This is a genomic window from Mycobacterium kansasii ATCC 12478 (assembly GCF_000157895.3).
GTDB lineage: Bacteria > Actinomycetota > Actinomycetes > Mycobacteriales > Mycobacteriaceae > Mycobacterium > Mycobacterium kansasii.
On sequence record NC_022663.1, the window covers coordinates 343,493 to 359,941 of the forward strand.

At 65.5% G+C, this 16,449-nt stretch carries 18 protein-coding genes; 4 read left to right on the forward strand and 14 right to left on the reverse strand.

Translation table 11 applies throughout. From position 1 onward, the window contains the following. Nucleotides 1-37 precede the first annotated feature (37 nt). The 7 genes from MKAN_RS01545 to MKAN_RS01575 all read right to left on the reverse strand — a co-directional run bounded on the left by MKAN_RS01545 (nucleotide 38) and on the right by MKAN_RS01575 (nucleotide 4,579). Nucleotides 38-598 (reverse strand): flavin reductase family protein, encoded by a 561-nt coding sequence (locus MKAN_RS01545; protein WP_023364552.1) that lies wholly within the window; start codon nucleotides 596-598, stop codon nucleotides 38-40. Further along, a complete protein-coding gene (locus MKAN_RS01550) occupies nucleotides 595-861 on the reverse strand; it encodes a hypothetical protein (protein ID WP_023364555.1) in 267 nt (88 codons plus the stop codon). The genes MKAN_RS01545 and MKAN_RS01550 overlap by 4 nt, the downstream gene beginning before the upstream one ends. Further along, on the reverse strand, nucleotides 858-1,472 hold the full coding sequence (locus MKAN_RS01555) for an RNA polymerase sigma factor (protein ID WP_023364557.1): 615 nt from the start codon (nucleotides 1,470-1,472) through the stop codon (nucleotides 858-860). Before MKAN_RS01555 ends, MKAN_RS01550 begins: the two co-directional genes overlap by 4 nt. Before the next feature lie 19 nt (nucleotides 1,473-1,491). After that, nucleotides 1,492-2,559: an acyl-CoA dehydrogenase family protein gene (locus MKAN_RS01560; RefSeq protein WP_023364558.1), complete on the reverse strand. Its 1,068-nt coding sequence runs from the start codon at nucleotides 2,557-2,559 to the stop codon at nucleotides 1,492-1,494. Further along, a complete protein-coding gene (cynS, locus tag MKAN_RS01565; RefSeq protein ID WP_042313178.1) occupies nucleotides 2,556-2,978 on the reverse strand; it encodes a cyanase in 423 nt (140 codons plus the stop codon). Before cynS ends, MKAN_RS01560 begins: the two co-directional genes overlap by 4 nt. Nucleotides 2,979-3,042: 64 nt before the next feature. Beyond that, nucleotides 3,043-3,567 (reverse strand): OsmC family protein, encoded by a 525-nt coding sequence (locus tag MKAN_RS01570; RefSeq protein WP_023364562.1) that lies wholly within the window; start codon nucleotides 3,565-3,567, stop codon nucleotides 3,043-3,045. Nucleotides 3,568-3,742: 175 nt separating this feature from the next. After that, the gene (locus MKAN_RS01575) at nucleotides 3,743-4,579 is read right to left on the reverse strand and encodes a DUF3097 domain-containing protein (RefSeq protein ID WP_023364563.1); all 837 of its coding nucleotides are present in this window, start codon (nucleotides 4,577-4,579) and stop codon (nucleotides 3,743-3,745) included. A 204-nt stretch (nucleotides 4,580-4,783) separates the two neighbouring features. On the opposite strand from MKAN_RS01575, the gene MKAN_RS01580 reads away from it, so the two are divergent. Genes MKAN_RS01580 through MKAN_RS01590 form a run of 3 tightly spaced genes read left to right on the forward strand, consistent with a single transcriptional unit; the run spans nucleotide 4,784 to nucleotide 6,230 of the window. Then, a complete protein-coding gene (locus tag MKAN_RS01580) occupies nucleotides 4,784-5,107 on the forward strand; it encodes an ArsR/SmtB family transcription factor (RefSeq protein ID WP_036395753.1) in 324 nt (107 codons plus the stop codon). Next, nucleotides 5,104-5,592: an SRPBCC family protein gene (locus MKAN_RS01585; protein WP_023364566.1), complete on the forward strand. Its 489-nt coding sequence runs from the start codon at nucleotides 5,104-5,106 to the stop codon at nucleotides 5,590-5,592. Before MKAN_RS01580 ends, MKAN_RS01585 begins: the two co-directional genes overlap by 4 nt. Next, nucleotides 5,589-6,230, forward strand: coding sequence for a maleylpyruvate isomerase family mycothiol-dependent enzyme (locus MKAN_RS01590; RefSeq protein ID WP_023364567.1), 642 nt, complete (start codon nucleotides 5,589-5,591; stop codon nucleotides 6,228-6,230). Before MKAN_RS01585 ends, MKAN_RS01590 begins: the two co-directional genes overlap by 4 nt. A gap of 13 nt (nucleotides 6,231-6,243) precedes the next feature. On the opposite strand, the gene MKAN_RS01595 is transcribed toward MKAN_RS01590, so the two are convergent. The 5 genes from MKAN_RS01595 to MKAN_RS01615 are packed head-to-tail and all read right to left on the reverse strand — an operon-like array spanning nucleotide 6,244 to nucleotide 11,430. Further along, nucleotides 6,244-7,218, reverse strand: a complete 975-nt coding sequence (locus MKAN_RS01595) for a patatin-like phospholipase family protein (RefSeq protein ID WP_099184922.1) — start codon at nucleotides 7,216-7,218, stop codon at nucleotides 6,244-6,246. A 44-nt stretch (nucleotides 7,219-7,262) separates the two neighbouring features. Beyond that, nucleotides 7,263-8,333 (reverse strand): ABC transporter ATP-binding protein, encoded by a 1,071-nt coding sequence (locus MKAN_RS01600; protein ID WP_023364570.1) that lies wholly within the window; start codon nucleotides 8,331-8,333, stop codon nucleotides 7,263-7,265. A gap of 4 nt (nucleotides 8,334-8,337) precedes the next feature. Continuing rightward, a complete protein-coding gene (locus MKAN_RS01605; RefSeq protein ID WP_023364571.1) occupies nucleotides 8,338-9,180 on the reverse strand; it encodes a carbohydrate ABC transporter permease in 843 nt (280 codons plus the stop codon). Then, complete coding sequence (locus MKAN_RS01610; protein ID WP_225722981.1) at nucleotides 9,167-10,108, reverse strand: carbohydrate ABC transporter permease; 942 nt, start codon at nucleotides 10,106-10,108, stop codon at nucleotides 9,167-9,169. The genes MKAN_RS01605 and MKAN_RS01610 overlap by 14 nt, the downstream gene beginning before the upstream one ends. A 5-nt stretch (nucleotides 10,109-10,113) precedes the next feature. Beyond that, nucleotides 10,114-11,430 (reverse strand): ABC transporter substrate-binding protein, encoded by a 1,317-nt coding sequence (locus MKAN_RS01615; RefSeq protein ID WP_023364575.1) that lies wholly within the window; start codon nucleotides 11,428-11,430, stop codon nucleotides 10,114-10,116. Between the two features lie 434 nt (nucleotides 11,431-11,864). On the opposite strand from MKAN_RS01615, the gene MKAN_RS01620 reads away from it, so the two are divergent. Next, nucleotides 11,865-14,078 carry a SpoIIE family protein phosphatase gene (locus tag MKAN_RS01620; RefSeq protein WP_225722831.1) on the forward strand — a complete coding sequence of 738 codons (2,214 nt, stop codon included), beginning with the start codon at nucleotides 11,865-11,867 and terminating at the stop codon, nucleotides 14,076-14,078. A gap of 50 nt (nucleotides 14,079-14,128) precedes the next feature. On the opposite strand, the gene MKAN_RS01625 is transcribed toward MKAN_RS01620, so the two are convergent. Both MKAN_RS01625 and MKAN_RS01630 read right to left on the reverse strand, forming a co-directional pair. Beyond that, nucleotides 14,129-15,400: a ferritin-like domain-containing protein gene (locus MKAN_RS01625; RefSeq protein WP_036395750.1), complete on the reverse strand. Its 1,272-nt coding sequence runs from the start codon at nucleotides 15,398-15,400 to the stop codon at nucleotides 14,129-14,131. An 18-nt stretch (nucleotides 15,401-15,418) separates the two neighbouring features. Next, complete coding sequence (locus tag MKAN_RS01630; RefSeq protein ID WP_023364581.1) at nucleotides 15,419-16,414, reverse strand: 2Fe-2S iron-sulfur cluster-binding protein; 996 nt, start codon at nucleotides 16,412-16,414, stop codon at nucleotides 15,419-15,421. Nucleotides 16,415-16,449 lie beyond the last annotated feature (35 nt).

Here is a 16,449-nt window from a genome sequence, read left to right on the forward strand (position 1 = left end):
GTGCGCCTATCGGTAAGTATGGAAAGTGTTGTGTCGCTCAAGAAGCCACCGGGTGGACGGTGGCTGCCCAATCGTGCATCCGTCCCGAGTAGTAGAGCAGCGGCAGGCCGCCGGCGCGGCGCACGGCGCAGGCGCGGATGAGCAGGATGACGTGGTCGCCCGCGTCGTAGATCCGGTCGATAAAGCCGCTTACCGAGGCGGCCGCACCGACAAGAACCGGACAACCGCAGTCATCGGTGTCGAATGCGACTCCCTCGAAGCGGTCGTCGACCTTGCTGGCGAAGCGGCGCGCCAGGCTCGCCTGGTCGTTCGCCAACACGTTGACGGCCACGGAGCTGCCGATGCGGAACGCCGGAAGGCTGCCCGCGCTGCGCGCCACACACTGGAGCAACAGCGGCGGATCCAGGGACACCGAGGCAAACGAGCTGATGGTCATGCCGACCGATCGGTCGCCCAGGCGGGTGGTCAAGACGGTGACGCCGGAGGGAAAGGCGCCCATGGCGTTTCGCATCGATGTGGCGTCAACAGGACCGCCCAGTGTCCAAACCTGGTCCGGGCGGCGATCGGGTTGCGACGAGTGTGCACTGGCGTTCGTCATTCTTGGCCTTTCCTGAGGGTGTTGATCGTGTTGATAACCCCCGCGATGTGCTCGTCGCTGAGCTTTTCCCCGTCGAATACGTGATTGAGCAGGACCTTGAGGTCGAGCATTTGCTGCAGATACACCAGGCACGGCGGGCACTCGTCGATATGTTTGGCCACGATCGCTCCCCACTCCTGCGGGTCCGAGTCGACCAGGTCGTCGACGAGTCGGACGAAGTCAACGCAGTCGACGGCGGGGACCGTGTTGTCGTAGACGGTCATCGTTGGTACCGCTTTTCCAGTTCATTTCGGAGGTTTGCCCGGGCGCGGTAGAGCAGGGCACGTTGCGCCTCGGCGGACAGCTCGAGGATCTCGGACGCCTCTTCGGCGGAGGTACCGACCAGGTCGCGCAGGATTATCAGCTGTCGCTGCCGCGGCGGCAGCGTATCCAGCGCCGCGCGCACCTGCTCGACGAGTTCCCGTGCGACAGTGCGGTCCTCGGGCAGGAACCGCCGCGACGGCGGCACGCTCCAGTGCCCGGCGTCGGGGTGGCCGGCCGGGTGCATCCGGTCCGACAGCGGGTCGGCGGCGTCGGTGGCCAGCACCTCGTGCTCGCGGATCCGGGACTCGCGGCGCCGGTGCCGTGACGCGGTGTTCTTGACGATCCCGAACAACCAGGTGGCCACCGACGAGCGGCCCTCGAACGAGGCCGACGACTGCATCACCTGAACCCATGCTTCTTGTACCGCTTCTTCGGCCACCGTTGGCGAATTCACCATTGTGCAAGCGAAACTCACCATTTGGCGGTGATAGTCGCGCACCAAGCCGGCCAGCGGAACCCCGCCGACCATGTGCTCGGATGCGGATCCGGGTGGGACCGCGACCGGGGTCATCGTCGACCCGAGCGGTCACTCAACGGCATCCCCCCAGTTCCCATCGCAGTTGCGCCTCCGACGGCGACTGCACGGGCAGGAATGCGGCTTCCCGGTATCGGCGGCTCGCCGGCGTCCTGCTGGCATAGCCCTTGCCGCCGGCCGTACGAATCTCCAGCGCGGCGCTGGCGCTGGCGATTTCGGCCGCGCTGAGGCGTAGCGAGAGCAACTCCTTCTTGCTCGGCGGTTGCTGGCCGCCGACCGATGCGGCCACGCTGGCCAAGGTGGTCTCGGCGAGCGCGAGCTTTCCCGCGATCAGGTCGACGTCGGGGGCGAACACCGAATTCACTCCGGTGAGGCCGATCCTGCATTGCGTCAGCGTGGTCTTGGCCAGCCCGAGGCACATTGCCGACTGCAGCACCAGAAAGGTGGGGCGAACCGCGTCCAGAAACCCGTCGAAGGCGGTGGACAGCACCTGCTCATCGCCGACGTGCACATCGGTCAACTCCAGATACGACGAGGCCGTGCTGCCCATCGCCAAGAGTTCGAAGTGGTCACCGATGGTGACACCCGGTGTGCTCAACGGCACGGCCACGATCAACTTGTCGCCGCGTTCGGTGCGCGCCGCGGTCACCAAGACCGAGTCGTGGTACAGGTTGCTGGCCCACCTGATCGACCCGCTCAGCCGGTAGCCGCCCGGGACGGCTGCGGCGGTGAGCTCGAGGCTGCCGCAGCCGGCCGCGTCTTTGAAGGCTGCCGCCATTCCGGTGATGCCCAGCGCGGTGCCGGCCAGCAGCGGCTGGACCGCGGCCATGCTGTATTCCGTTGCGGCGGTGAGTAAATACTCGATCGCCATCCGGTTGGCCCACACGCAGAACCCGGTGCTCATGCACTCACCGGAGATCATTCGGATCACCTGGGCCATCTGTGGCAGCCGTCCGTCGATGTTGCCGGGAGCTCCAAGCCCGAGCAGTCCGACGGCCCCCAGGCCCGGAAAGCTGCGGCGGGCGGTGTCGTCTCCGCGGTCCAGCACACCGGCGTGCGCGCGGATGTCTGCCAGCAGCTCCGAATCGAGCAAGTCGATCGCGGCGTCGATGGTCGCGGTCACGACATGACCTCCTGTTCCGTGTTGTTCCATGTGTAGTCGAGAAACTTGCCGTCGAAGGTCACAATCACCCGATCACCGTGCGGATCCGGACGACGTTGCACACTCATCCGGAAGTTGATGGCGCTCATGATCCCGTCGCCGAACTCCTCGGCGATCAGTTCCTTGAGGGCGGGCCCGTAGAGCGACAGCGCCTCATGGAACCGGTAGATCGTCGGATCCGCCGACGCCGACTTGTTGGATCCCCGGTACGGCGTCAACTGCAAAGCGGCGACCGCGTCGTCGTCGAGGTCGAGCAGCGCCGCGACGGTCGCGGCGTCGTCAGCCGACAGCGGGTGCTGGCCGAGGAGCGCCGCTACCGTCCACACCCGGTCCTTGCCGATTGCGTCGGCGATCTTGGTCCAGCTCAATCCCTTCGCCATCCGGGCCAGCTTGATGGCCTCGGCGAGCTGCAGCCTGGTCGCGTTGTATGTCACGTGGCGACGCCTAGTCGATGGTCAGGGTCGAGTCGACGGTGGCCGGACGGCGGAACGTGTTCACCACGGGCGACCAGGCGATCGCGTTGTCGTGGATCTCCTGCAGCGTCGCATCGTCGGCATCTCCGGCCAGGGTGACGCGGCAGCGCACCGCGGTGAAGCCGAGGACCTTGCCGGCCGGGGTGTCGCCGACACCCCACACGGCGGAGATGTCGATGTCACCTTCCATCTCGACCTCGATCTTGGTCAGCGTCACGCCGCGGTGGGTGGCGTTGGCCAGCAGGCCCACCGAGATGCACGATCCCAGGGCCGCCAGAGTCGTCTCCGAGGGGTTGGGCGCCGAGTCGTCACCCAGCAGCGCGGGGGGCTCGCCGACGAGCATCGGCGCCAGGTCGCGCACGTAGGTCATGTTGCGAAAGCCGCTCTCACACACCGTCTTGGCTTTCAGTGTCTTCTTGCCGGTGCTGGGGTCGGTCTTGGCGTTGCACGACAGTCGGTCCAGGCCTTCGGCATCGATGACAAGCACGTCGGTCATGTCGAATCCTCCGTTTCTTTCCAAAGCGAATAGTTTTCGGCGTCAAGCTTTAGTGCTCGGCAGACGCGTAGACGTGACGACGATCGGCAGTCTTTTACACGATCGACACAAAGCTCACCTGGATGAAACATGGCGGCCCGCAGTTTTCCTGCTGCCAGCGGGGTCGCCCGGGTGGCTAAACCGCAGGCTGGGTAACGAAGTCGATCAGTTCTTCGACCCGGCTGATCAGCGCGGGCTCCAGATCGTTCCAGTCGCGGACCGTCGAACGGATACGGCGCCAGGCCGTGGCGATGTCCGCCTGGTCGGCGTGCGGCCAGCCCAGTGCCTGACAAACTCCGTGCTTCCACTCGATGTGCCGGGGTACGCTCGGCCACGCCTTGAGCCCGAGCCGGTGCGGTTTGACGGCCTGCCAAATGTCGACATAGGGGTGACCGACGACCAGGGTGTCCGAGCCACCCGGCCCCTGACGCACCGCGTCGGCAATGCGCGCCTCCTTCGACCCGGGCACCAGGTGGTCCACCAGAACGCCGAGCCGACAGCGCGGTCCGGGCCGGAAATCGGCGACGATGCGCACCAGGTCGTCGACGCCGCCGAGGTGCTCCACCACCACGCCTTCGATGCGCAGGTCTTCCCCCCAGACCTGGGCGATGAGCTCGGCGTCGTGACGGCCCTCCACGTAGATCCGGCTGGCGCGGGCAACCCGGGCGCGGGCACCGGGGACCGCGACCGACCCGGATGCCGTTCGCTTCGGCGTGACCGGCGCCGGGCGGCGCGGCGCAGTGAGGATTACCGGTCGACCGTCGAGCAGGTAACCGGGCCCGAGCGGGAAACCTCGGGTCTTACCGTGGCGGTCTTCGAGGTCGATGCGGCCATATTCGACTCGGACCACGGCGCCGACGTAGCCGGTTTGGGCGTCCTCGACCACCATGCCGATCTCGACCGGATGCTCAACCGATCGCGACGTGCGCCGCCCTCCCCCGGACAAGACGTCGCTGCCATATCGATCCGCCACGCAGCAATACTAGGCAGTCGCTCGCCGGACGCGGTTGCGGCGCGCCGTGGCCGTATAGCGAAAATGCCTGTCTCGGAGCGGCTTTGATGCTGTCAGCGCCGTGGTGCCAGGTGGATGACATCGGGCCGGAGAACATCGGCGCCCCCCAAAGGCAAACCCATCGTCCCTTGAATTCCGATATTGGTAAGCGTAGACTTACGGTTCGTGGTCACTTACCAAGTGGGCGCCCAGGCTTGGCAGGCTCTGGCCGACGGGACCAGGCGGGCCATCATGGAACGTCTTGCTCATGGCCCGTCGGCCGTCGGTGAACTGGCTCGCGATTTGCCGGTCAGCCGGCCGGCGGTGTCACAGCACCTCAAGGTGCTCAAGGCAGCGGGGCTGGTCTGCGACCGCGCCGCGGGCACCCGCCGGGTCTACCAGCTCGACCCGACCGGTCTCGAGGCATTACGCGCCGACCTCGACCGATTCTGGACGCAAGCCCTGACCAACTATGCGCAAACCATCGACAGGGAGGGAGACGACGTATGACACGTCCGCACAGCACGGCGATCCACCACCAGATCGTCGTCAATGCCCCGATCGAGCGTGCCTTCAAGGTGTTCACCGCTCGGTTTGGCGACTTCAAGCCCCGCGAGCACAACCTGCTCGGGGTGACGATCGCCGAAACGGTGTTCGAATGCCATGCGGGCGGGCACATCTACGACCGCGGCGTCGACGGCAGCGTGTGCAAGTGGGCACGCGTGCTAATTTGCGAACCGCCCGATCGGGTGGTGTTCACCTGGGATATCGGCCCCACTTGGCAGCCCGAGACCGATCTGTCCAAGACCAGTGAAGTCGAGGTCCGTTTCACCGCCGAGTCCGCCGAGACGACCCGGGTGGACCTCGAGCACCGTCACCTCGACCGGCACGGCCCGGGATGGGAATCGGTGGCAGACGGCGTCGACGGCACGGCCGGTTGGCCGTTGTACCTGCACCGCTATGCCGGCCTGTTTGGCGTCGAGGTATTGCCATGACCATCGACGGTGAGGGCACGCAAGCCACCATGATGAGCATGGCCCGTGCCGAGCGCGCAGAACTGGCGGAATTTCTGGCGACCCTGACCCCACAGCAATGGGCCACACCCAGCCTGTGCGCCGGATGGAGCGTCAAAGATGTTGTCGCGCATATGTTCAGCTACGAAGAGCTCAGCGCATTGGGGTTGCTGAAGCGGTTCGTCAAGGGCCGGGTGGTACGGGCCAACGAAGTCGGCGTCCAAGAATTTTCCGCACTTACCCCACCGGAATTGCTGGAGTTCGTCGGCCAACACCTCCAACCACGGGGGCTCACGGCGCGTTTCGACGGAATGATCGCACTGGTCGATGGCACGATCCACCACCAGGACATCCGACGCCCACTCGGTCAGCCCCGCACCATTGCCGCCGAACGACTCATCCGCGTGCTGCAGCTGGTGCCGAAGAACCCTCGGCTCGGCGCCCGACCACGGATCAAAGGACTGCGGCTACGCGCAACCGACGTCGACTGGACCCATGGCAGCGGGCCCGAAGTGACCGGGCCCGGTGAGGCATTGCTCATGGCGATGGCCGGCAGGACGGCGGCCGTCGCCGACCTTGGCGGTCCCGGACAACGCACGCTCGCACAACGGCTGAGCTGATCGCCCGAAGCGCTTAGACCAACGGCTTGGCGGGGCCGCCGCACGCCGCGATGTAGTCCTGGTAGTTCCAGGTCTGCAGAAACTCTTGACCGGCTTGTAACCCGCGCTGGTACAGGGCCTCGCGTTGTTCGGCGGTGATATCGAAGTCGATCGGGCTGATCTCATCAGCGGGGACGAAGATCGTGCGCCGCACGGTACACGGGTCGTCGATGTAGGCGTTGTCCTGATTGCTGACCAACGTCTCAACGGCGGCGATTCCCAACGACACCGGCCCGTGAACCGGATGCGTGGGCGGAATGCCCGGACGCGACGACAGCCGGATCCCGAAAGTCGGCCACTCCGGCCCGCCGTCGGACCGGTCGAACAGCCCCACCGGAAAGTTCGACAGCAATGCTCCGTCAACCCACGTCGCGCCGGCAACCCGAACCGGCTCGAACACGAACGGAATCGCCGACGAGGCATGGACCGCTCGCGCGACCGAAAAGTCGTCCGGGTCAATGCCATAGGAGTCCAGATCCCACGGGATGCGAACCAACCGCCGCCGCGACAGGTCACTCGCGGTGACCACCAGCGACCAGGCGAATTGTTCCGGCTCGTCGCCGGTACGCAAGTCGGCGAAAGTGCGCACGCCCAGGTCCGCGAGCAAACCGGTGAGCAGCTGTTCCAGATGGGTTCCCTGATACACGCCATCCGACGTCAGCAGCGAGAGCACCCCGCCGATCAACGGCACGCGTCCGATAAGGCTGCGGTCGAGGAACTTCGAGTAGTCGATGCTGCGCATGATCTCGGAAAGACGTGTCAGCGGTTCCCCCGCAACCTGCAGCGCGGCGACCAGTGACGCGACGATCGCACCGGCGCTGGTCCCTGCGACACGGGGAAACCTGTAGCCGGCCGCGCCCAGCGCGTCCACCGCACCGACCAGTCCGATCCCCCGGACCCCGCCACCTTCGCAGACCAGATCGACACGTTGGGTGCTCACCGGCGCCACGATAGCCGCATCATGCGTGGTTACCCGTATGCGGCACACCGATGTCAGGCAATCCGACGGCCGTCGGCTCCGAAGAAGTGCAGTTGACCGGGTTGGGGGTGCAGACGCAGCCGGCTCCCCCGCTCGGGCGGCTGACGGCCGTCCGTGCGAGCGACGATCGACTGACCGGCGAGCTGACCGGCCCCACTGATCCGGCCATACAGATAGGCGTCGGCGCCGAGCTCCTCCACCACGTCGACCTCGATTTCGACGCCGACGGTGCCCACCTCGAAATGTTCGGGACGAATGCCGACAACAATCTCCGCTGCGCCGGTGGCTATCTCGCGTGGTATACCCATGGGCCAATCGCCAAGCGTCACTGCGGAATCGGCAATCGGTAGGGTGAACAGATTCATTGCCGGAGACCCGATGAATCCGGCGACGAACACGTTGTCCGGGTCGCGATAGAGTTCCCGCGGCGGCGCGCACTGTTGCAACACCCCGTCGCACAGCACCGCGACCCGGTCGCCCATCGTCATGGCCTCCACCTGATCATGGGTGACGTAGATCGTCGTGGTACCGAGTTGACGTTGCAGCGCGGCGATCTGATTGCGGGTTTGCACCCGCAGCTTGGCGTCGAGGTTGGACAACGGCTCATCCATCAGGAACACCTGCGGACGGCGCACAATGGCGCGCCCCATTGCCACCCGCTGGCGTTGTCCGCCGGAGAGGTCCTTGGGCTTGCGGTCCAGGTATGGTTGCAAGTCAAGCAATTTCGCGGCGGCCAGCACTCTTTCGCGGATCTCCGGCTTCGGCGTCTTGGCGACCTTCAACGCGAATCCCATGTTCTGCGCGACCGTCATATGCGGGTAGAGAGCATAGTTCTGGAAGACCATGGCGACATCGCGATCCTTGGGATCGACATTGGTGACGTCCCGGTCGCCGATCCGGATCCTGCCCGAATCCAGTTTCTCCAGACCGGCCACCATCCGCAGGGACGTGGTCTTGCCGCATCCGGACGGTCCGACCAGCACGACGAACTCACCGTCGCCGACGACGAGATCCAGACGGTCCAGTGCGGGCCGGTCTGCGCCGGGGTACCGCCGGGTTGCCTCCTCGAAACTCACCGTGGCCATGCGGCTAGCCGCCGAGTCCGGTCGCGGCGATACCGCGGATAAACGAGCGCTGCGCCACCCCGTAGACGAGCACCAGCGGCAGCAGGATCAGCATCGACGTCGCCATGAAAACCGGCCAGCGCGCCACGTACTCGCCGCGCAACCGCACCAGGCCCAGGGTCAGCGTGGCCAGGCTGTTGCGTTGGATCATCAGCAGCGGCCACAGAAAATCGTTCCACACGTTGACCCAGGTGAGCACCGCCAGCACCATCACCGCCGGCCTGGCATGCGGCAACAGGATTCGCCAGTAGATCTGCCAGGGCGAGCAGCCGTCCAGAATCGCCGCCTCTTCGAGATCGGCCGGGAGAGTGCGGAAGAACTGCCGCATGAGGTAGGTGCCGAAGGCGCTACCGAACAACCCCGGCACGATCATCGCCCACGGCGTGTCCACCCATCCCAGGACGCGCATGAGGATGAACTGCGGAATCACGGTGACCGTCAGCGGTACCATGAGCGTGCCCAGATACATGACGAACAAGGTGTCGCGGCCGCGAAAATGCAGTCGCGCGAAGGCGTATCCGGCGAGAGAGCAGAAGAACACCTGACCGGCGGTGACGCAGCCGGCGTACAGCACCGTGTTGAAAAGCATTCGCCAGAACGGCATCAGCGCGAATACTTCGCCGTAGTTGGACCATTGCGGGTGGTCGGGGATCAACGTCGGTTGGCTCACCTCGCCTTCCCTCTTCAACGAGCCGGACAGGGCCCACATGATCGGGAACAGGGCGCACCAGGCGATCGCGATCAGCGCGGTGTACAGGGCCAGGACGCGAACAACGTTGCGCATGACCACTCGATCAGCCGAGCCCACGGGAAACCTCCCACGAGCGGCGCCGCGTGAGGCGCAGCTGAAGTACGGTCAACACCAGCAAGACGGCGAACATCACCCAGGCCAGCGCCGAGGCGTAGCCGAATTCCAGGAATCCAAAGGCGTTCTGGAAGAGCATGATGCCCAAGACATAGGTTCCGGTTTCCGGTCCCCCGTTCGCACCGGTGAGAACGTAGACCAGATCGAAAGCCTGGAATGCGTGGATAATCGAGATGACAACGACGAACGACATCGCACCGCGGATCAACGGCACCGTGATCGACACGAACTGCCGTATCTCGCCGGCACCGTCGATTTTGGCTGCCTCGTAGACGGTTTCGGGAACCCCCTGCATCGCGGCCAGCAGCACGACCGTGGCAAACGGCACGCTTCGCCACACACTGACCAGGCACAACGAGGCCATCGCCCATCTGGGTTCGATCAGCCACGGGATCGGGCCGATGCCGACCCAGCCCAACATGATGTTGAGCAATCCGTTGTTGGTATCGAAGACGAATTGCCAGATCACTGCCATCACCACCGACGAAATGGCCAGCGGTAAGAACGTGATCGTCCGGAAGATACCGATGCCCTTGACTTTCCGGTTCAGCACGCCGGCGATGACGAGACTGATGAGAACGGTCGGCGCAACTGTCCCGACCGTGAAGATCGCCGTGTTGCGCACCGCAATGAGAAACAGCGGGTCAACGGTGAACAGGTCGCGGAAATTCCCCAGACCCACAAACTTTGGCGGGGTGAACAAGTCCCAGCGCTGAAAGCTCATGTACAGCGAGAACCCGAGCGGGAACAGCATGAACACTACCACGGCAGCAAGGTTCGGCGCGACGAACAGTCGCCCGGCCCACGGCCGCCGGCGCCAGAGGCTCGGCCTTTTTGGGCGCTTCGCGGTCCCCGGCTCGGATGTGTCGATCGATGTCACGGACTGCGCAGCACCTCGTCGACGGCTCGCGACAGCCCGGTCAGCGATGTCGCCGGGCGGGATCCGCGTAGTACCGGTCCGAAGGTGCGCTCCATCAGGGCGTAGACCTTCGGCCACGCCGGGGTGATGGGCAGGCCCTGGGAATGGCTCGGTCCTCCGGTGAGTACGGCGAGATTGTCAACCCTACTGTGTGCTTTGGCGAATCCGGCCGAGTTGATCGCAGACCACACGACCGGCACGAAAAGGTTGGTTTCGCCGATCAACGCCTGACCCACGGGTCCGGTTGCGAACTTGACGAACTCCCATGCCTGCTCCCGGCGCTGACAACTGGCCGCGATGGCCAATCCGGTAGCTCCGATATTGGAGCAGGGCGCATGCCCCCGTGGGCCCAACGGCAGCGCGGTCACATTGAAATCCAGGCCGTCGGCGCGGTCGAACGTCTGGTAGCGCCAGTGCCCGCCCAGTGCCATCGCCGCCTTGCCCCGCGAGAACAACTCCGGCGTGGCCGTCGACTGGAGCTCGGATGCGGTGGGCGCCACCTTATGCTTGTTGGTCAGGTCGGCGTAGAACTGGACGGCTTCGATGAATGCGGCGTTGTCCAAGTTGAGATGCGACGGGTTCATTCTCGGCGAGGACCACGGCACGCCGTTGTTCATGGCGAACAGTCCGGCGGAGATGGTCGGGACAAAGGTGTCGACAAACCCCCACTGGCTGACCCGTCCCGCGGCATCGCGCTTGGTGAGCGCGCGAGCCGCGTCGAGGAATTCGGCGAAACTCCACGGCTGCTCCCAACCCGTGGGCGGTGGGCGTATGCCGGCCTCGGCGAAAAGCCGCTTGTTGTAGTACAAGTAATTTCCCGACCATTGCTCCGGAAAGGCGTATTGGCCGCCGTTATAGGTGAACGTCTCATACAGTGGCCCAATGCCGTCCGATGACAGCTCGGCGGCGAAACCGGGATCCCGCGCCAGCATGGTGTTCAGGTCCAGCAGCACACCCCGGTCAGCCAATCCGGCGTAGCTCAACTCCCACGCCATCAGCACATCGGGACATTTGCCGCCGGCGCAGAACGTCGATATCTGTTGCAGCGGCCCTGGCCCGGACAGCAAGGTCCGCACCTTGATGTCGGGGTGGCGGCGGCAGAACTCCTCGACGATGCGCATCCGGGCATCCGCTTCGTCGGGATTGGCTGCGAAGAAGAAGGTCAAGGCGTCATCGTCGGAGGCACAGCCGGAGGGCCACGGCGCCAAGGACGCCACGGTGAGTGCACCCGCTCCCCGCAACAGGCGCCGCCGCGCGAACGGCTTGTCGAACATGTTGCTCCCGGTTCTGGGCTTCGACTCCAGTGCCGACCTTATGTCATCTTCCTGGGCTGTCGGCGAGATATCCGAGTGTCCGTTGGGCAGAATTGTTGCAACACTTGGCAAATCAGTCCTGGTCCGCCCGTCCATACCGCCTTCGGCGCACCCTCGGCCGCATTCCGGCGCCGACAACACGCCGGCGCGTTTGCTCAGACATGCCCGCGGCGGCTGCTTTTCTTGTTGACGCGCCATCCGACGATGCCCGATGATGTGTCGGCAGTGCGGTTCTTTGGCTTAGCTGGGTAATCGGGGCCCGCGGCCAACAATGCGATCCCGGCGACCGGCCACAGGAGCGAAATGCGCGACAGCGCCAAGCACTGTCGCACCCATAACGCCCGCGGAACGGGCACCGGCAACCCAATCGGCTTCGCGGGAGGTTCACAGTGCCGGTGACTCCGCTGTCGCCGCCGGCTGGGTCCCGGCCACGCCCCCGACATCGCCTCGCCGACTGGTGGTCGATCGCGGGCCTATTCGGCGTGGTCGCAGTGGTCTATGGCGGTGGCGCGGAATTGGCGTGGCATTCGTCGGGCATCGCCGCGGTCGGAGTTTCGGCGGGCGCAGACTCGTTGTGGCAGGCGTTCGGTCCCGCGGTGGGATTCGCGTTTTTCCCGCCCGCGGGCGTGACGGTGGCCGCGATGCTGCTGACCAATCGGTCGCGCTGGCCGGCGGTCCTCGCCGCGATCGTGACTGCCGAACTTGTGGTCGATGCGCACCATGGGATGGACATGTTGGCAGCTGCCGGGCTTGCCGCGGCCAACGCGATCGAGCCGTTAGTGGGTGCGTCGCTGGTCCGGGCATGGTGTGGGAGCGCGCCGGACCTGCGGCGGCGCACCGATCTTGCCCGCTATGTCGCCGGGGCATGTGTGTTGGGCCCGTTGGTCGGCGGGCTTCTGGGTGCAGCGGTCGGTGTGGCGTACGCGGGAATCTGGTGGCCAGGTGGTGTGGTGCGCTGGGTGGCTGCCGACGGGCTGGGTGCTTTGGTGGTCGGTGCACCGGCCCTTCTGTGGCCGCGCCAGCGCCAGCTCCTGGCTGCCCGGCGGGTGGAGGCGACGCTGGTAGTCGTCCTTGCCGCCGCGCTGTCGGTGGCCGCATTTTCGGTCAATTCACCACCGGCATTGTTGCTGCTGCCCGTGCTGGCCTGGGCGGCGTTTCGGCTGGAAGTGATCGGCGCGGCCCTGGCCAGCGCCGTGCTGGCGGTCGCCGCCAACTACATGACCGCCGCCGGCCGCGGCGCGTTTGCCGCGGCAGCGCTGCCGGGGCCGGCCCGGCTGGCTGCCACGCAGGGATTTATCGCTGTCATCATGCTGGTTTCCCTGTTGATCGGCCAAGAAGCTGCTGGGCGGATCTCCGCGATCAGGCAGCGGCAGGCCGAACAGCGCGAACGGACCCGCCTGGAATCGTTGGCGCGCCTGGGCGAGTCACTCGCGGCCGCGCTGACCCCCGAGGAAATCGGTCGGGCCACCTCCGTGGAGGTGCGCACGTATGCCGGGGTGCACGCTTTGGCGCTGGGACTGCTCAGCGACGACGGCAACACCCTGCACTGGATGCACATGGCCGGTGAGCTGCCGCCCATCGTGACGCAATTTGCCGATGGGCTGCCGTTGACGCAGTGGTGCGCGGCCACCGACGCGATGAGCACCGGGGTCCCGGTATTGATCCGCGACGAAGCCGAGTATCAGCGGCGTTACCCCGAGACCGCGCAGTGGACGATGGCGGCCGGCATCGCCTCGATGGGTGTGTGGCCATTGGCCATCGGGCAAAGCCGCATCGGCGTGTTGGAGCTGGCGTGGAGCCGGTCCCAGCCGCTGGACGCCACTCAGCGCTCGTTCGCCTCGGCGGTGGCGTCCATGGTCACCCAGGCACTGATCCGTGCCCGGGCCTACGCTGACGAGCACACCCGGGCGGCGGTGCTGCAGGCGGCCGTGCTGCCGGCATCTCCCCCCGAGGTCGCGGGCCTGGATCTGGCGGTGTGCTATCACCCCGCGGATGTGACTCATGGGCTGGGCGGGGACTGGTGGGACGCGATGCCGCTGCCGAAGAACCGGACCTACCTGGCGGTCGGTGATGTGGTGGGCCATGGTCTGGCCGCGGTGGAGGACATGGTCCAGCTCCGCGCGGCCGGGCGTGCGCTGGCGGTTCAGGGGCTGCCGCCGTCCCAGCTGCTCGCCGAGCTGAATACCTTTACCGGCCATGCCAGCCACGGAAAGTTCGCCACCCTGACGGTGGCGATCTTCGACCCCGGGTCCGGCGTGCTGCATTACGGTTCCGCCGGTCATCCGCCATCGCTGCTGCGCCGTTGTGGCAGCGGCAAGGTCGTCCGGCTCGGCGGGGGCCGTGGACCGGTGCTAGGCCCGCGCCGCCACGCCGCCTACGACCAGGACCAGGTGCTCATCGAAGCCGGCGACATCCTGGTGATGTATACCGACGGCCTCATCGACCGCCGTGGCCACGACATCGAGAAGGCATTGGCCCAAACCGAGCAACTCATCATCGGCTGGCAGGCGCATACCTCGTTGCGCGAGGCGTGCCAGAGGCTCACCACAACTCTGGCGCCGCCGCCACGCGACGACGACGTGTGCGTACTTGCCGTCACATTCCGATAAGACGCCGGTTGGTGACGGGGCGGTCGAACAAGCTGCCCGACCCCGATCCCCTACCCGACTCTCGAGGGCGAGGCGCCCGCCGCCAACTCCTGCAATTCAGCCGGCATCTCGTCGGAGTCGTAACCGGTACCCGCGTCGACGGTCAGGTCGTCCTCGGTGAGCTGCGTGGCGTTCTTGCCGCCCAGATATCGGGTGAGCCCGGACTTTTCGTAGTGAGTCTTGATCCGGTCGCTCATCAGCCCGATGTATTCGAGGTTGGGAATGAGCCGCTCGAACATGATGCTGCGGAACTTGACCATGCTGGGCGAATCCAGCATCTGTTGGTCCCAGACCTTGAGCGGCACCTTGTGGGAGAACCACTCTTCGTACACCTCGTGCATCAGGAACCGGTTACGCATCAGCAGCGCCACCTCATAGACCCAGTCTTCGCGCTCGCGACGTTCCTTCTCCGAGATGTTCTGGGTGATGTGGTCGCGCAACGCCAGCACACCGTAGTGCACATGGCGGGCTTCGTCCTGGATCACCATCTTGAGCAGCTGTTTGAGCAGCGGCTCGCGCGTCTGCTGGAAAATGGTGGTGAACGCGCCGAGCGCCAGGCCCTCGATCATGATCTGCATACCGAGGAATTTGAAATCCCAACGGCCGTCGGTCATCAGCTCGTCGATGAGCACGAACAGGTTGTCGTTGACGGTGTAGATCTTCTCGAGCTTGGTGTCGAGGTAGCGCAGGAACACCTCGAGGTGCCGGCCCTCGTCCATGACCTGGGTTGCTCCGTAGAGTTTCGCGTCGGTCCAATGCACGCACTCGGTCACCTGAGCCGAAGCGAACAGGGCGCCTTGCTCACCGTGCATGAACTGGCTGAGCAGCCACGCCGCGATGTCCCAGGTCAGGTTGCGCTCCTCCAGCGCCGTCAGCCGGACGCCGAATCCCTCGATTTCCTTGAACGGCACGAAACTGCGCGGCAGGATTTGCGCGTCGGGGTTGTCGGGGGTGACGTCGAGTTCCCAAGGCAGGTCGGCATTACCGTCCCACTGCTTGGACACCGCGCGACGGTAGAGGTCATACATCTCGGCGAAGTCGCTTTGGTAGTTGAGCCGGAAGTGCGCACTGTGGTGGGCAGGCATATCCACGTGATCGCCGCGCTTGCCTTTGCCCAGCACCAGGCCCCGAACCGCCGAAGGTGCCATGGATACGGCAACTTTCGGGTTCTGCACCGACAGCATCAACCCGACACTGTCGAGGGTCTGGTGAATCTTGTTCTGCGCCTTGATCGGTAGCCCGCGCACCATCGATTCCACCGAAGTCTTCACTATCGAAGTCATCTCCAACCTCCTGAGGTTTTAGGCGTCGAGGACGACGCTTTCTTGGGCGTACGCCGAGCAACTGAGGATGTAGCCAGCGGATCGTTCCTGGTCGCTCAAGCAGTTCGGTTCGTCGACCGCCACCGCGCCGCTGATCACTTTGAGTTTGCATGCGGCGCAACCGCCGACGGTGCAGCTGAAGTTGAGCTTCAATCCACTGCGCAGACCCGCGTCCAGAATCGTCTCACCCGGCTGCTGGGTGACCGTGCGACCGGTAACGCGAAACTCCACATCGTGCGGTTCGGTCGGCAGCTTGCGAGTGTGTTGGGGCGCCGCATAGAACCGCTCTCGACGGATGCGATCGGTGTCGACGCCGCCGCTCGTCAGCGCCGCGGTAGTTGCATCCATCAATTCCGGTGGGCCGCAAAGAAATACCTGTGTGTCAGGGCCTACCGCCAATAGCGCGGCGGCACGCTCGCCGGTGAGCCGCCCGGTCTCTCCCGGCCATGCCGACGCCGGCTGCGAGAGCACGTGCACCACCCGCAGCCGCGGATAGCTGGCGGCTAATTCTGACAGTCGCCGCTCAAAGATGATCTCGCTTTGCCGCCGCGACGCGTATACCAGCGAGATCTCGCGTTCGGGCGACTGTCGCAGTGCGGTTTCGATCATGCCGATCACCGGTGTGATGCCGCTGCCGGCGGCCAGGAACGCCAGCGGCACCGCGTCGTCATCAGGAAGGACGAAATCACCCGATGGTCCGAGCACCGTGTACTCGTATCCGACAGCGACATTGCGGTGCACGAAGCCTGACACGACGCCGCCGTCGATCGCCTTGACGGTGCAGGCCAGTCGATCGCCCTCGGCGGCGCTGATCGAATAGGCGCGCTTGACGGTCACGCCGTCGACGTCGAAGCAGTGCGTCAGGTACTGCCCGGCACGGAAGTCGACCGGCCGCCCGTCGGTGACCTGCAGCACCAGCGTCACCGCATCGTCGGTCTCGCGGATGACCTCGACAACCCGAACGGGGCGTCGCACGGACGCCGTCTGGGATTGCCCCCACCGCCGCGACG